This is a genomic window from Roseimicrobium sp. ORNL1, from assembly GCF_011044495.1.
GTDB lineage: Bacteria > Verrucomicrobiota > Verrucomicrobiia > Verrucomicrobiales > Verrucomicrobiaceae > Roseimicrobium.
The window spans coordinates 5,464,821-5,477,351 of sequence record NZ_CP049143.1 but is presented as its reverse complement, the minus strand read 5'-3'; the positions used below and the strand labels follow the sequence as shown (position 1 = coordinate 5,477,351).

The 12,531-nt window shown below is 59.8% G+C and carries 15 protein-coding genes; 10 read left to right on the top strand and 5 right to left on the bottom strand.

Annotation, left to right across the window (positions count from 1 at the left end):
* Nucleotides 1-103 precede the first annotated feature (103 nt).
* Complete coding sequence (locus tag G5S37_RS22110) at nucleotides 104-712, top strand: superoxide dismutase (RefSeq protein WP_165206718.1); 609 nt, start codon at nucleotides 104-106, stop codon at nucleotides 710-712.
* 240 nt (nucleotides 713-952) lie between these two features.
* Here the strand turns inward: G5S37_RS22110 and G5S37_RS22105 are convergent, their stop codons facing one another.
* A complete protein-coding gene (locus G5S37_RS22105; RefSeq protein ID WP_165206717.1) occupies nucleotides 953-1,720 on the bottom strand; it encodes a DUF1080 domain-containing protein in 768 nt (255 codons plus the stop codon).
* Nucleotides 1,721-1,840: 120 nt separating this feature from the next.
* Here G5S37_RS22105 and G5S37_RS22100 point away from each other — a divergent pair, with 120 nt between their 5' ends.
* Nucleotides 1,841-3,037 (top strand): hypothetical protein, encoded by a 1,197-nt coding sequence (locus G5S37_RS22100; RefSeq protein ID WP_165206715.1) that lies wholly within the window; start codon nucleotides 1,841-1,843, stop codon nucleotides 3,035-3,037.
* Nucleotides 3,038-3,244: 207 nt separating this feature from the next.
* The gene (locus tag G5S37_RS22095; protein WP_165206713.1) at nucleotides 3,245-3,625 is read left to right on the top strand and encodes an RNA-binding protein; all 381 of its coding nucleotides are present in this window, start codon (nucleotides 3,245-3,247) and stop codon (nucleotides 3,623-3,625) included.
* Nucleotides 3,626-4,105: 480 nt separating this feature from the next.
* On the opposite strand, the gene G5S37_RS22090 is transcribed toward G5S37_RS22095, so the two are convergent.
* Together G5S37_RS22090 and G5S37_RS22085 are read right to left on the bottom strand one after the other, a co-directional pair.
* Complete coding sequence (locus tag G5S37_RS22090) at nucleotides 4,106-5,041, bottom strand: ribose-phosphate pyrophosphokinase (RefSeq protein ID WP_165206711.1); 936 nt, start codon at nucleotides 5,039-5,041, stop codon at nucleotides 4,106-4,108.
* A gap of 168 nt (nucleotides 5,042-5,209) precedes the next feature.
* Nucleotides 5,210-6,406, bottom strand: a complete 1,197-nt coding sequence (locus G5S37_RS22085) for a glycosyltransferase family 4 protein (RefSeq protein WP_165206709.1) — start codon at nucleotides 6,404-6,406, stop codon at nucleotides 5,210-5,212.
* A 171-nt stretch (nucleotides 6,407-6,577) separates the two neighbouring features.
* Between G5S37_RS22085 and G5S37_RS22080 the strand changes: the two genes are divergently transcribed.
* Together G5S37_RS22080 and G5S37_RS22075 are read left to right on the top strand one after the other, a co-directional pair.
* Nucleotides 6,578-7,225 (top strand): DUF4893 domain-containing protein, encoded by a 648-nt coding sequence (locus G5S37_RS22080; protein WP_165206707.1) that lies wholly within the window; start codon nucleotides 6,578-6,580, stop codon nucleotides 7,223-7,225.
* Nucleotides 7,226-7,254: 29 nt separating this feature from the next.
* Nucleotides 7,255-7,635, top strand: coding sequence for a hypothetical protein (locus G5S37_RS22075; RefSeq protein WP_165206705.1), 381 nt, complete (start codon nucleotides 7,255-7,257; stop codon nucleotides 7,633-7,635).
* An 81-nt stretch (nucleotides 7,636-7,716) separates the two neighbouring features.
* Here the strand turns inward: G5S37_RS22075 and G5S37_RS22070 are convergent, their stop codons facing one another.
* Together G5S37_RS22070 and G5S37_RS22065 are read right to left on the bottom strand one after the other, a co-directional pair.
* Nucleotides 7,717-7,935, bottom strand: coding sequence for a hypothetical protein (locus G5S37_RS22070; RefSeq protein WP_165206703.1), 219 nt, complete (start codon nucleotides 7,933-7,935; stop codon nucleotides 7,717-7,719).
* Between the two features lie 122 nt (nucleotides 7,936-8,057).
* Nucleotides 8,058-8,243: a hypothetical protein gene (locus tag G5S37_RS22065; RefSeq protein WP_165206701.1), complete on the bottom strand. Its 186-nt coding sequence runs from the start codon at nucleotides 8,241-8,243 to the stop codon at nucleotides 8,058-8,060.
* A 269-nt stretch (nucleotides 8,244-8,512) separates the two neighbouring features.
* Here G5S37_RS22065 and G5S37_RS22060 point away from each other — a divergent pair, with 269 nt between their 5' ends.
* From G5S37_RS22060 to rpsF, 5 genes are all read left to right on the top strand, one after another.
* The gene (locus G5S37_RS22060) at nucleotides 8,513-8,863 is read left to right on the top strand and encodes a hypothetical protein (protein ID WP_165206699.1); all 351 of its coding nucleotides are present in this window, start codon (nucleotides 8,513-8,515) and stop codon (nucleotides 8,861-8,863) included.
* Nucleotides 8,864-8,980: 117 nt separating this feature from the next.
* Entirely contained in the window at nucleotides 8,981-10,645 is a 1,665-nt protein-coding gene (locus tag G5S37_RS22055) for a sialate O-acetylesterase (protein ID WP_165206697.1), read from the top strand.
* Between the two features lie 166 nt (nucleotides 10,646-10,811).
* Nucleotides 10,812-11,492, top strand: a complete 681-nt coding sequence (locus tag G5S37_RS22050) for a 50S ribosomal protein L25 (RefSeq protein WP_165206695.1) — start codon at nucleotides 10,812-10,814, stop codon at nucleotides 11,490-11,492.
* A gap of 53 nt (nucleotides 11,493-11,545) precedes the next feature.
* Nucleotides 11,546-12,148, top strand: coding sequence for an aminoacyl-tRNA hydrolase (pth, locus tag G5S37_RS22045; RefSeq protein ID WP_165211815.1), 603 nt, complete (start codon nucleotides 11,546-11,548; stop codon nucleotides 12,146-12,148).
* Nucleotides 12,145-12,429 (top strand): 30S ribosomal protein S6, encoded by a 285-nt coding sequence (gene rpsF, locus G5S37_RS22040; protein WP_165206693.1) that lies wholly within the window; start codon nucleotides 12,145-12,147, stop codon nucleotides 12,427-12,429. The genes pth and rpsF overlap by 4 nt, the downstream gene beginning before the upstream one ends.
* The last annotated feature ends 102 nt before the right edge of the window (nucleotides 12,430-12,531 follow it).

Here is a 12,531-nt window from a genome sequence, read left to right as displayed (position 1 = left end):
CCATGCCACCAACCGCTTGCCCGCGTGCGTATCCTCTGCCAGTCTGTGGCTCGTATTCGCGAAGCCCAATACTAAAATCGAGAATCTGTAACCAATCCATTGTATGGCACACACCCTCCCTCCTCTTCCCTATGACAAGGCGGCTCTGGAACCGCACATTGATGCCACCACCATGGAGATTCACCACGGTCGGCATCACAACGCGTATGTGACCAACCTGAACAACGCCATTGCGGGCAAGGCCGATCTCGAAGCCCTGAGCATCGATGAACTGGTGAAGAATCTCGACAAGGTGCCCAAGGACATCGCCGGCCCGGTGCGCAACAACGGTGGTGGCCACTGGAACCACACCTTCTTCTGGAATATCATGGCCCCGAATGCCGGTGGCGCTCCCACGGGTGACCTTGCCAAGGCCATCGACGAAGCCTTCGGCAGCTTCGATGCTTTCAAGGAAGCGTTTGCCAAGGCTGGCGTGGGCCGTTTCGGCTCCGGCTGGGCCTGGCTGGTGAAGAAGGATGGCAAGCTCGCCATCACCTCCACTCCGAATCAGGACAATCCCCTCATGGACGGCTCTGGCACCCCGCTGCTCGGCCTCGACGTCTGGGAGCACGCCTATTACCTCAAGTACCAGAACAAGCGCCCTGACTACATCGCCGCCTGGTGGAATGTGGTGAACTGGAAGGCCGTGGCCGACCTGTATGCCGCTGCGTAAGTCGAGTCGCGAGGTTCTGCTTCAGCATTGCTCAATTGATTCCAATGAAAAGCCCGGGGCGTGTGCTCCGGGCTTTTGGTTGTTGCTTGGGCCTTTGGCGGCAGGACAAACGCAGCATGGTGGTACAACGGGGCGATCAAAGACAAGAAGGCGGAGCCTTCTTGTCTGAACGAGAAAGCCCAAGGTGATTGCCTTGGGCTTTCCATGGAGTGAATGCGGAATGTCGTGCTGTGAGAGCGCTTACTTCTTGCTCAAATCCTTCACCTTGATGTTGCGATACCGCACGAAGCTCTTCGTCCAGTCGCCGCCGCCATGCACTTGCAGGGCGATGCTGCCCTTGGCGGGAAGGCGGGCTTCGGTCTCGGTCCACTCCATGATCTTCAGGCCGTTGATCCAGGTGGTGATGGTGGGCTTGTCACCACCGGTGATGCGCATCTTGAATTCATTCCACTCTCCGGACTTCCAGAAAGTCTTCCACTTCTCGGGCGTCATGTCGACCACCTGGGGCTTGCCATCGGCGCCGGGAGGCGTGCGATCGGGAGTGAGGATGATTTCGGAGTCGGTCGCGCCGAAGTTGAAGAAGCGGAAGTGCGGCTTGCCGCCAAGGCCTTCGCCATACAGGCCCATGAGGCTGCCATCCTTGTGGAAGTCGATGAGGCCCTGGTAGCACTTGCCATCTTCCGTGCTGCGCAGGAAGAGGCCGCTGTCCGGACCGAATTCATTCTTCATTTCCACGATGACTTCGAACTCGCTGTACAGCTCGTCCGTGAGGATGAGGCCGCCATTTCCGGGGACGTCCTGCGAGCCGGTGATGGCGCCGTCCACGACTTCCCACTTGCCGCCGCTGGTGTTCTTGCTGGTGCGGCTGTGGCCGGACTTGGCGCTGACGTGCCAGCCTTTGAGCGTTTTGCCATCGAAGATGGAGACAAAGCCGGATTCATCCGCAGCGGATGCGGGGATGGCCTGGCAGAGCAGGGCGGTGAGGAGAAGTGCGATACGCGTTTTCATAGAATAGAGAGAGGGATTCTGTACAGGGAGAGTACATGATGCCAGTGGAAAACTTTCCGCCTGCACGCGGGAGTTGACCGCCATGGCGTGCGAGGCAGAGTCGTGTCTTTCGATTCATCTATGAGCACGGAACAACGACGACTCGGATTCCTGGCGGATGGGCAGCTCTTTCTCTGCGACGGCGCGGGGAAGGAGGACTCACACACATCCTCCTTCGTCGATGGACTGCGCGGCCGCCTGCAGAGCATCAAGGACCGGAATGAATGGAAAAGCATGGGAAGCGGCGCGCAGTTCATGCGCGGTGGATTGCCCACGGGAGGGGGTGCGTTTGAGGTGGACCATTTTCGTGCCGAGTTCTCCTCGGGCGCGTTTCATCCTGCCGATGGCAAACTGGTGTATGCGATTGATGCCGGGGATGTGCGCGGTCTTTTCACGTATGATCAGGCAGAGAGTCACGAGCAACGCATGCTGCATGGGCCGAAGCATCGCTTTGCCTCCATCGACATTCGCAAAAAGGACGAGGACAGCGAGGAATGGCTGCTGGCGGTGATGGCAGATGATGGGACGAGCCGCATCGGTCTCCTCACACCCCATCGCGGTGGGGGTGTTCGCGAAATCACCGAGGGCGACTCCATTGATTCCTATCCCGTCTGGATTCCCGGTGAAGCGCGTCGCTTCATCTACCAGACGAGCGGCATCGCCCGCAATCGCGATGGCATGTGGGCCGGGCTCGGACCGGCAGGTCTGCACATGGTGGACCTCGACAAGGGATCCATGAAGACCCTGCTGGAAGATGAGCACACGGATTACCTGTGCCCGGCCTGCGGCAAGGACGGGGAAATGTATTGCCTGCAGCGCCCCTACCAGCCCTTTCGCAAGCCGAGCCTCATCACTTCGCTGAAGGACATCGTGCTTTTTCCGGTGCGGATCGTGCAGGCCATCTTCGGTTTCCTGAACGTCTTTTCGAAGATGTTCGGTGGCAAATCTCTCACCACCGCTGGCGCGCCCAAGCGCGAAGGGCCGGACCCCAAGGCTGTCTTCCTCTACGGGCGCTGGATGAACATGGAGCAGATGGCTCGTGAGGCGCCGGAAGACGAGGCAAAGTCTGCCGTGCCGAAATCCTGGGAGCTGCGCCGCCGTCGCAAGCTGGATGACGCAGGCGAGCTCATCGCCTCAGGCGTCATGGCCTACGCTCTGGGTTCGGATGGAACGGTGTACTACTCGGACGGCCGGGGTGTGCACGCCTTGCCGCCTGGCGGTGGTCCCGCGGTGCAGGTGAGCAAGCGGAGGCTGGTCACGCACCTCTTTGCCTCATAATCCCTGATTCAATGCTGGAGACTTCCGGCGACACAACTTGCGCCGGGGAGCGAAAGGGTGTATCAGAGAGCTTCTGGCTAAACATCTGTTAAGTTCAAGGCATGGTAATCACCACGGAACAGCACAAGGGAGCATTCGGTGGGGATTTGAGAACCCGGTGATCGGGCACAGTCGAAGAAGTTGCAGTCGTCGAGCTGATACGACCAAATGAGCAATACGAAAATGTACGTGGGCAATCTGTCCTGGACCGCCACTGAAACCGATGTCCGTGCCCTCTTCGAGCAGTACGGCGATGTGACGGACATTCATCTTCCTTCCGACCGTGAAACGGGCCGCCCGCGTGGTTTTGCCTTCGTGACCATGGGCACCAAGGAAGCCATGGAAGCCGCCATCAAGGCGTTGGATGGTTCCGAATGGATGGGCCGCCCCCTGAAGATCAATGAAGCACGTCCTCGCGAAGAGCGCGCTGGCGGCGGCGGTGGCTACGGTGGTGGCGGCGGCGGCTACGGCGGCGGCGGCGGTGGTGGTCGCAAGGGTGGTGGCGGTGGCTACGGTGGCGGCGGCGGTGGTCGTCGTGATCGCTACTAAATCTCTCCGACTCTCGCGCAGAGTCAGAGTCTGATTTCAAAATTTGAGGAGCAGCATCTCGCGATGCTGCTCTTTTTTTGTTGGTTTGGGGAGGAGCGGGTTCTCCTGCCATGAGCATGAATGAGTGCGCAGCAGGCTTAGTTTTGTGAGTGCATGCCTTTCGCGGTGGTCGATGATGCCCAGTCGAAGTGGTCTCGCGAACTATGCTCTTCCAGGTAAACGTCCTTCCACCAAAAATGGAGGTAGGGATGCGCTCCTGCGCGTCCGAAAATAGCGGGTGGAAGCGGTGTGGAGGTGCGGCACCAAACGGCCTTGTCACGTGGCATCTCCCTCCACCTCCGCCCACTATCTACGGACGCGCAGGAGCCCATCCCTACCGTCCCCTTTGTGTGGACGGACGCTCAAGTGCAGAGCGAATGGTGCCTCAGGGGCTCGTGTGCGCGTTCGTTTCGACGGTGCACTCGGAAGCAGTCGCTCCTCTCAACCCACATTAAACAGCGACGTCACCGACTCGTCGTCGTGGATGCGCTTGATGGCCTCGCTCAGGAGTGGTGCCACGCTCAGCGCGGTCACCTTGCTGCCGTGGGCCTGAGGGACGGAGTTCGTGGTGAAGACTTCGAGGATGGGGGACTTGTCGAGCCGCTCGCGGCCCTTGTCGCTCAGCACGGCATGGGAGACGCCGGCGTAGATGTTCTTGGCGCCGCTCTCGCTCAGCAGTTTTGCCGCAGCGGTGAGCGTGCCGGCGGACTCCGTGAGGTCATCCACCATGAGCACATTCTTGCCCTTTACATCACCGATGACGCTGAGGGCTTCTACTTCCTCCGCGCTGATGCGGTTTTTCGCCACGATGGCGAGGGGCACGCCGAGGGTCTTCGCATAGGAATGACACATCTTGATGCCGCCCACGTCCGGGGAGACGACCACGAGGTCCTCGATGCCGCGCTCGCGGATGGCCTTGATGAGCACCGGCGCTGCGTAGAGATGGTCCACGGGAATGTCAAAGAAGCCCTGAATCTGACCGGCGTGCAGGTCCATGGTGAGCACGCGGTTCACACCAGCGGCCACGAGGAGATTCGCTACCAGCTTCGCCGTGATGGGCACACGGGGGCGATCCTTGCGGTCCTGTCGGGCGTAGCCGAAGAATGGAAGCACGGCGGTGATGCGCTCGGCACTGGCGCGGCGCACGGCATCCACCATGATGAGCAGTTCCATGAGGTTCTGGTTCGCGGGCGGGCAGGTGGGCTGCACGAGGAAGACATCGCGGCCGCGGATGTTCTCATTAATCTGCACAAAGGTCTCACCGTCAGGGAAAGTCTCCACCGTGGCAGATCCCAGCGGCACTCCGAGGCTGTCGGCAATGGCTTGTGAAAGGCCGTTGTGAGCAGTGCCACTGAGGACGCGGAGATGATTTTTCATGGGTCGCGCAGTGAAGGGAGATTCCGCCCAAAATCAACTGCTGGACCGCAATTCGTGACATTCCTGTCAGGGATTGGGCTTCCTTGCAGGGTCCCGCCTCTACTTTCACCACCGTCTTCGCTAGCGCCCGGCTGGAATCGGCAGGGCAGGGGATGGCAAAAGGCTCGCTCAGGAGCGGTGACAGGCCCTGTCGTAGGCCGCCAGCAGTGAGGCGACGGAGCGTTTCCAGCTCAGTTCGCGGGTGAGCCGCTCATACCCCAGAGAACCCATGCGCTCGCATTCTTCAGGATTGTCGATCATCTCCAGGATGGCATCGGCCAGCTTCTCGGCGGAGTTCTCCGTCACATACCGGGCGGCATCTCCTGCGGAGTAGCGTCCCTCCTTGGTGCCAAACATGACCTGCGCCCGGCTGAAGGCCATGTACTCCAGCGTCTTGTTCATGGTGTAGTGGTCGTTGTAGTCGTTGATGGGATTACATGCCACGCCCAGGTCCATCGTCTTCAGCGCGGTGAAGAGGAACTCATTCGTCACGCGTCCCGGCATATCCACGAATCCCTGCAGGGCCATGGCGTCGCGCAACTTCGCAAGCTCTGCATGCTCTGGACCGGTGCCCATGAGGAGGAATTGCACATCATTGCGCCGGCGGCGGTGCACGATGTGGGCCGCCGCTTCGATGAGGTAGTTCACCCCATTCGCATTTCCCATGACGCCGACGTACCCGACGAGGTGCTTGCGTCCCTTGCGCAGCGAAAGATCTGCAGCCACCAGTGTGTTCAACTGGTTCGGTGCAGTGCGGACCACGAACACATCCTGGTCTTTTTTGCGGCCACGCTGCTTCACGGCGGCGAGCACGCTCTCGTTCGTGGCGATGACCACATCCGCTAGTGCCAGGGTACATCGCTCGGCAAAGCGCACCACCTGGTAGAGCAGGCCGCGCCTGCCGAACTTCGCCTCGTACATCTCCGGCCACAGGCCATGCACGTCGAAGATTACCTTCACATGGGCGAAGAGCTTGAAGGGCAGGGCTACCAGGAAGAGCAGGTCCGGCGGATTGCAGAGGTGGATCACATCGAACCCCTTTCGCTGCCAGGCCTTCCTGGCGCACCGAAACTCGCCCCACAGCGCCGTGGCGTACCTGCTGATGAAACCACAAATTCCCTTCGCCTCCCCACGGCTGCGGTGGCGGTAGATCTGGATGCCCTCCAGCACCTCCTCCGCCTCCGTGTAGCCGCGCATCTGCGGGCAGATGACGGTCACCTCATGTCCGGCGTCCCTCAGGGCACAGGCCTCCTGCCATACCCTTCGGTCGAGGGGCACGGGCAAGTTTTCGACAATGATGAGGACGCGCTGATGGCCGGGGGTCATGGAAAAGCCTTATAAATATACATGTAGGTTTGAGCCTTGCTGGAGAAATTCTGATTTTTTACGGGATAAATCAGGCCTTCAGCCCATTTTTGCGGGATATTACTAAGATTAAATTCAGCCCGGGATATTTAGTTGCTCAAATCCGCGGCCGCTGGGAGCATTTTCCAGCCCATGAATTTCTGCCGAAATCTTCATCTCCCGGTACTGCTGCTGGTCCCGTTCTTTGTGACCGTATCATCGGTGGTTCAGGTTCAGGGTATTGGCGTGAGCGCCGTCAAAGCCCAGGAGACCACCCTCCACGAAAGGGAACAGAAGGCCCTCGCCACCGCCGAGGAAGCGCTGAAATCCCAACTCCAGGAAATCAAAAAGACCACGAAGGACAAGGAGAGCCTGACCGCTGCCGAGGACATGCTCGCCGTGCTGGCAAAGCCGAGGGTGCCCATCGCCACCGATGAGGAGCTCCAGGGCAGCTGGCAGGTGCGCAGCCTGCAGACCGGCCAGTACGGCGCCTACACCTACCCCTACTTTAAATGCGGTATTAGCACCGAGGGGAAGGACCTCATTTTCCACAAGTCCACCGGCTCCCAGCGCCGCAAAGGCACCCTGGTACGTGTGGACGAAAATCGCTACCTCTTCACCGGAGCCGCCTATGTGGAAGGTGACCCCGTCGGCAGATACTACGCCGCCAAGGACAATCCCACCGAAGAGCAAATCAACCACAACTCCGTGGGCCATCTCTACAAGCTGGGGAAGGGCCACTACCTCATCATCTTCGCCCCTTCAGGACCGAACGGGGAGATGTATGAGATGAAGAAGTGAGGTGAGCATTCACTCAAGATATCTTGGGCATGCCGCAAACCTTTTCCCTGCCTGAGTTGCTGAAACTGGCGGAAACGCCCAGCACTGCGAGTCACGAGGTGGTTTATCAATGGATTCGGCATCTGTGTACGGTTCCCATTCGCTATGGTGGGCCGGGAGATGACGCCAATTTCAGCGCGGAGTTGTACGTGGGCGAGCTAGGCGACCCGAGGGTGCTGGGAGTGACGTTCAGCTGTTTCGGGAATCTCTGCTTCATCCATCCTGTTCAGCAACCCTATCTGTCCGTCCACTTGATGGAGTTTGTTCTTCATCTCCATGGGTGGATCGTCGTTTCGGAACTTACGGCAGGGAAGAGCCTGTATGCAGCGAGTGGTGAGTGTGTCTATGATTTCTTCTTCAACTTTTTATAATCACAATTTGCCGCTCACGGGAGCGCAGAGATGAGCTGAAGGGGCAGGCACCTGGTGTGTCCTTCAGGTGTTGCATCACCCTCACTCAATACTCAAAGTCTGCGGTGACTGGGAGTCTTCCCAGTAAAATTCCACGTCTCCAACGCCTCCGCTGCCGGTGAAATCGCTGCGCAGATGGAAGTGATCCCGGGTCTGCTGAAGCCGCCTCAATCGCTCAATCAGAATCGGAATCTCCGCGTCAGTGATTCCAATCTGCACGCCGAACCATCCTGTTTTGAAATCTTCAATTTCTGCGTTCATGTCGAAACGGTGGGGATGCCAAGCGACCCGTGCTCTGCGTCCTGGACTGAGGGACGCCACAAAGGCAACCGCAACTCACGGGCTGGGCCGCTGCAGTGCATGGTCAGTCAGGCGTCATCATTTCATTTCCCCTTCCTGTAGGTGACAAAGGAGGCGGTGCCCCAAAGCAAGAACAAGATGCCCATGCTCAGAAGAAAGGGTTCAAAAGAATGAGCAATGGCCCAAATCAAAAAAACAAGACCGAGCAAGAGGCCAAATAGTGAGGTGGATGGATTCACCCGCTGGGCCGCGCGGTTGCGGACAATCATCGTGTGTAACACGGCAACCTGAGCCTCGCAGCGATTCCTACATGCGCAGGACATCTCGACCTCAACAACGCATTCTGGACAAATGGCGCGCCCGCATGAGCGACAGAGCGCAACTGCATCAACAGGGTGGTGGTTATAACATTTCATGCCTTAGGGAGGCACTCAACATATCGATGAGCTGCAATGGCGCAGGGGAAAAATTAACTTCGCTATCGCCTGAATTCTTATGCAGGCCTATATTCGCATGAGGCCAGTTGCCGCGTGGTGCCATGGATATCTACCTCATCAAGATTTACGTCGCTGCCGGAGTCGCTTCCGCCGCTGCCATCGGCGCGATGGTCATTGACCGGTTCCGGAATGCTCCGGCAAACACCGTTGCGCTCGGCGCTGCCCTCCTGCCGTGGTGCATGATAGCCGCGTTGTTCCATTGGCCGGAACTCATGGCCCTGCTTGTCGGGTTGTCGGGCATCATCTCGCTGTTTCTTTTTGCGATGCTGTTCTATTCCTATGACGCACCTGGCAGGCGGCGCACGTTCGCCGTCACGCTTGCCACACTGGGCCTCGGTGCTTCGCTCTACTTTGGCGGCACCGTCATGTATCCGTTCCTCGTGACTGGCTGACGCCCCTCATGAAGGAGACTCGTGCAGAAGTTGAAAAGTCGCGTGATTCGCAGCCGTATAGCCGGGTCTCGAAATTCCATTTTCAATTCAAGACCACTCCCAACAGCCACCACCATCATGCATCGCAAACTCATCCATTCCCTCCTGCTCGCCCTGGCGCTGACGCCGGCTCTGGCGAGCGCGGAGTTGAAGCTGCCGTCCGTCATCGGGGACCACATGGTCCTGCAGCAGAAGCAGACCAATCCCATCTGGGGTTGGGACACGCCGGGTACGAAGGTGTCCGTCACCTTCGCCGGGAAGACCTACACGGCGGACGCGGACAAGGACGGCAAGTGGACCGTGAAGCTCGACCCGCAGGTGGCGAATGCCAGCCCGCAGGTGATGAACATCAAGGGCACCACCGCCAAGGACGTGCAGGACATTCTCATCGGTGAAGTGTGGATGTGCTCCGGTCAGTCCAACATGGGCTTCACCGTCGGTGGCGACTGGAAGGGCGACCTCGAAGCGCTGGCCTCGAAGCACCCGAACCTCCGCCTCTTCGCGCTGCCCATGGTGGGTACGCAGGATTTGAAGACGGACATCGACGCGAAGTGGGAAGCCTCCAACGCGGATACCGCCAAGCCCTTCACGGCCGTGGGTTTCTTCTTTGGCCGCTACCTGCATGAGGTGCTCGGCGTGCCGGTGGGTTTGATTGACAATGCCTGGGGTGGTTCTTCCGCCGAGGCTTGGGTGCGCCGCTCGACCATCGAGTCCGACCCGCGCTTCAAGGACCTCGTAGAGCGCTGGAAGAACACGGAGAAGGCGGGCTTCGACCCTGTGAAGGTCAAGGCAGACTTCGACGCGCAGACGGCCAAGTGGAAGGAAGCCGTGGCCGCTGCCAAGGCCGCTGGCAAGCCAGAGCCGCAGGCCCCTCGCGCGCCGCAGAATCCTCTGACGGGCCAGCATCGTCCCGGCAACATCTTCGCAGGCATGATGCACCCAACCCTCGGCTACGGCATCAAGGGAGTCATCTGGTACCAAGGCGAGTCCAATGCGAGCCGTGCTTGGGAGTATCGCGACCTCTTCCCCTTCATGATCACTGAGTGGCGCAAGGAGTGGAAGCAGGGAGATTTCCCCTTCTACTGGGTGCAGCTTGCTGACTTCAAGGCGTACCAGGACAAGCCGGGCGACAGCGACTGGGCAGAGCTCCGCGAGGCCCAGACCCTGAGCCAGAAGCTGCCGAACAGCGGCCAGTGCATCATCACGGACCTCGGCGAGGCCAACGACATCCACCCGAAGAACAAGTATGACGTCGCCGCGCGCCTCGTGCGCTGGGCCCTCGCGAAGGACTACGGCATCAAGATTGCCTACCACAGTCCCGAGCTGAAGAGCCACGAAATCAAGGGTAACAAGGTGACCGTCACCCTCGACTGCTTCGGCTCCGGTCTCCGCACCCTGGACGTGGCGGATGTGAAGGGCTTCGCCATCTGCGGCGAGGACAAGCAGTGGGTCTGGGCGCAGGCGAAGATTGTGGGCAATGACAAGGTGGAAGTCTGGAACGACGCCGTCGCGGCCCCCAAGGCCGTGCGTTTCGCCTGGTCGGACAATCCGGTCCACAACCTCATCTCCAAGGAAGGCCTGCCCGTCACGCCGTTCCGCACCGATGATTTTGAGATGATTACCAAGCCCAAGCCTGCCGTCGTGGCTCCCGCTCCCGCCAAGCCTGCTGCTCCCGTGAAGCCCACTGCAGCCCCGGCGAAGCCGGCTGAGCCCAAGACCGCTGCGGCACCCAAGAAGGCCTGATCTCACGTTTTGACGACCCAAGGCGCCCGTGAGCCCAGCTTGCGGGCGCCTCTTTATTTAGAGTCCCAGCCGGAAGGAAATCCATCTCCCAGTTGACAGACGTGCTGGGCCGGGTACCCTCTCCGCCCTTTCCCCGTAAACCAGCGAACCTCAGGAGACAAAGTACATGGCCAAGATTCTCGATTTGGATGCCAAGACCCGCACTGCCGTGGGCAACGGAGCCGTCCGCCGTCTGCGCAAAGCAGGTAGCATTCCCGCCGTGATCTACGGCAAGAAGCATGACGTCAAGAATCTTGAAGTGGATGCCAAGACCTTCAGCCGCCTCGTGGCTCACAGCGTCTCGGACAACATCCTGGTGAACCTGAAGATCGCCGGTGAATCCGCCGACTCCCTCGCGCTGGTGCAGGAAGTGCAGCATGACTACCTCAAGGGTGGCGTGCTTCACATCGACTTCCACGCCGTCGCCGCGGATGAAGACATCCATGCGAACGTGCCGATTATTCTCACCGGCGTTGATGCTGCTGAGAAGAAGGGTGGCAAGCTTGAATTCATCCTTCACGCCCTGGAAGTGCATTGCCTTCCCAAGGATCTCCCCGAGAGCTTCGAAGTGGACGTGGAGCCCCTCAACATCGGTGACTCCATCCACGTGAGCGACCTCAAGCTTCCTGCTGGCGTTTCCACCAAGATCGAAGGCGACGTGGTCGTGGCGATCCTGAAGGAGCCCACCGTGGCTGAAGAACCCGCTCCCGCCGCTGCCCCTGCTGCTGGCGCCGCTCCTGCCGCTGCTCCTGCGAAGGACGCGAAGGCTGCTGCTCCTGCCGCCAAGGCCGCTCCGGCGAAGAAGTAACCCTGTTGCGCGTCGTCTGACTGGACGTGTCCGGCTCCGGCCCTCTCCCTTCGCTGAAGCCACGCTTGATCGTGGGATTGGGCAATCCGGGACGCGACTACGAAGATACGCGGCATAATATCGGTTTCATGGTCGTGGACGCCCTTGCCAGCCAGTTCGGTGCCTCATGGGTGTCCGAGAAGCGCTGGGACTGTGCGCTCGCCAAGTTCCGCGGTGGGTGGCTCTTGAAGCCGCTCACCTACATGAACCTCAGTGGCGAGGCTGTGTCCGACGTGAGCCGATTCTACAAAATTGAGCCCGGCGAGGTGCTGGCCGTGTATGACGACGTGGATCTCCCGCTGGGCTCCCTTCGCATGCGGCTGAAAGGCAGCGCGGCCGGGCACAATGGCGTGCGCTCCCTGATTTCCCATCTCGGAGGAGAGGAATTCCCCCGCCTGAAGGTCGGCATCGCCCCGGAAGGCGGTCGTCCTGCAGGTGACCGCATGGTGGGACATGTGCTGGGCCGCTTCACGGAAGGGGAGCGTCCCGCGCTCGCGCAAGTCTTGGGCCGCGCTTCCGATGCCGTGCGCACCGCCCTGCACTCCGGCGTCGCCGCCGCGATGAACATTTTCAACCGCAAAGAGCAATCCAACAACGAAACTACGGAAAAACCATGAGCCGCAAGTATGAAGCGATGATCGTCCTGGACATGAAGGGACGCGAAGAAAATGTCGAAACGCTGGTGAGCCAGATCGGCAAGGAATTCGAAACCAACGGCGTGAAACTTCAGCAGGTGGACAACCTGGGCAAGAAGAAGTTCCCCTTCGCTCCCCGTCACGTGGAGAGCGGTTACTACATCAACTTCCTTTTCGAAGCTGAGCCGGCCGCCGTGGACAAGGTGCAGGCCCGTCTCAAGCTCAATGACAACGTGTACATGCAGTACTTCCAGCGCCGCTAAGGCCTGAAGTTTCTGTGCATTCACGCGGCGGATCTCTCCGGCGATGGGTTTTTGCGGCCCGTCGCCGAAATTAATTCGCCATCCTTACTCACTCCCTCTAAC

Bases quoted from the DNA above. Each gene is read 5' to 3' on its own strand.
- G5S37_RS22110 (WP_165206718.1), top strand. From the start codon at position 104: ATGGCACACACCCTCCCTCCTCTTCCCTATGACAAGGCGGCTCTGGAA.
- G5S37_RS22105 (WP_165206717.1), bottom strand. From the start codon at position 1,720: ATGAAAACGCGTATCGCACTTCTCCTCACCGCCCTGCTCTGCCAGGCC.
- G5S37_RS22100 (WP_165206715.1), top strand. From the start codon at position 1,841: ATGAGCACGGAACAACGACGACTCGGATTCCTGGCGGATGGGCAGCTC.
- G5S37_RS22095 (WP_165206713.1), top strand. From the start codon at position 3,245: ATGAGCAATACGAAAATGTACGTGGGCAATCTGTCCTGGACCGCCACT.
- G5S37_RS22090 (WP_165206711.1), bottom strand. From the start codon at position 5,041: ATGAAAAATCATCTCCGCGTCCTCAGTGGCACTGCTCACAACGGCCTT.
- G5S37_RS22085 (WP_165206709.1), bottom strand. From the start codon at position 6,406: ATGACCCCCGGCCATCAGCGCGTCCTCATCATTGTCGAAAACTTGCCC.
- G5S37_RS22080 (WP_165206707.1), top strand. From the start codon at position 6,578: ATGAATTTCTGCCGAAATCTTCATCTCCCGGTACTGCTGCTGGTCCCG.
- G5S37_RS22075 (WP_165206705.1), top strand. From the start codon at position 7,255: ATGCCGCAAACCTTTTCCCTGCCTGAGTTGCTGAAACTGGCGGAAACG.
- G5S37_RS22070 (WP_165206703.1), bottom strand. From the start codon at position 7,935: ATGAACGCAGAAATTGAAGATTTCAAAACAGGATGGTTCGGCGTGCAG.
- G5S37_RS22065 (WP_165206701.1), bottom strand. From the start codon at position 8,243: ATGATTGTCCGCAACCGCGCGGCCCAGCGGGTGAATCCATCCACCTCA.
- G5S37_RS22060 (WP_165206699.1), top strand. From the start codon at position 8,513: ATGGATATCTACCTCATCAAGATTTACGTCGCTGCCGGAGTCGCTTCC.
- G5S37_RS22055 (WP_165206697.1), top strand. From the start codon at position 8,981: ATGCATCGCAAACTCATCCATTCCCTCCTGCTCGCCCTGGCGCTGACG.
- G5S37_RS22050 (WP_165206695.1), top strand. From the start codon at position 10,812: ATGGCCAAGATTCTCGATTTGGATGCCAAGACCCGCACTGCCGTGGGC.
- rpsF (WP_165206693.1), top strand. From the start codon at position 12,145: ATGAGCCGCAAGTATGAAGCGATGATCGTCCTGGACATGAAGGGACGC.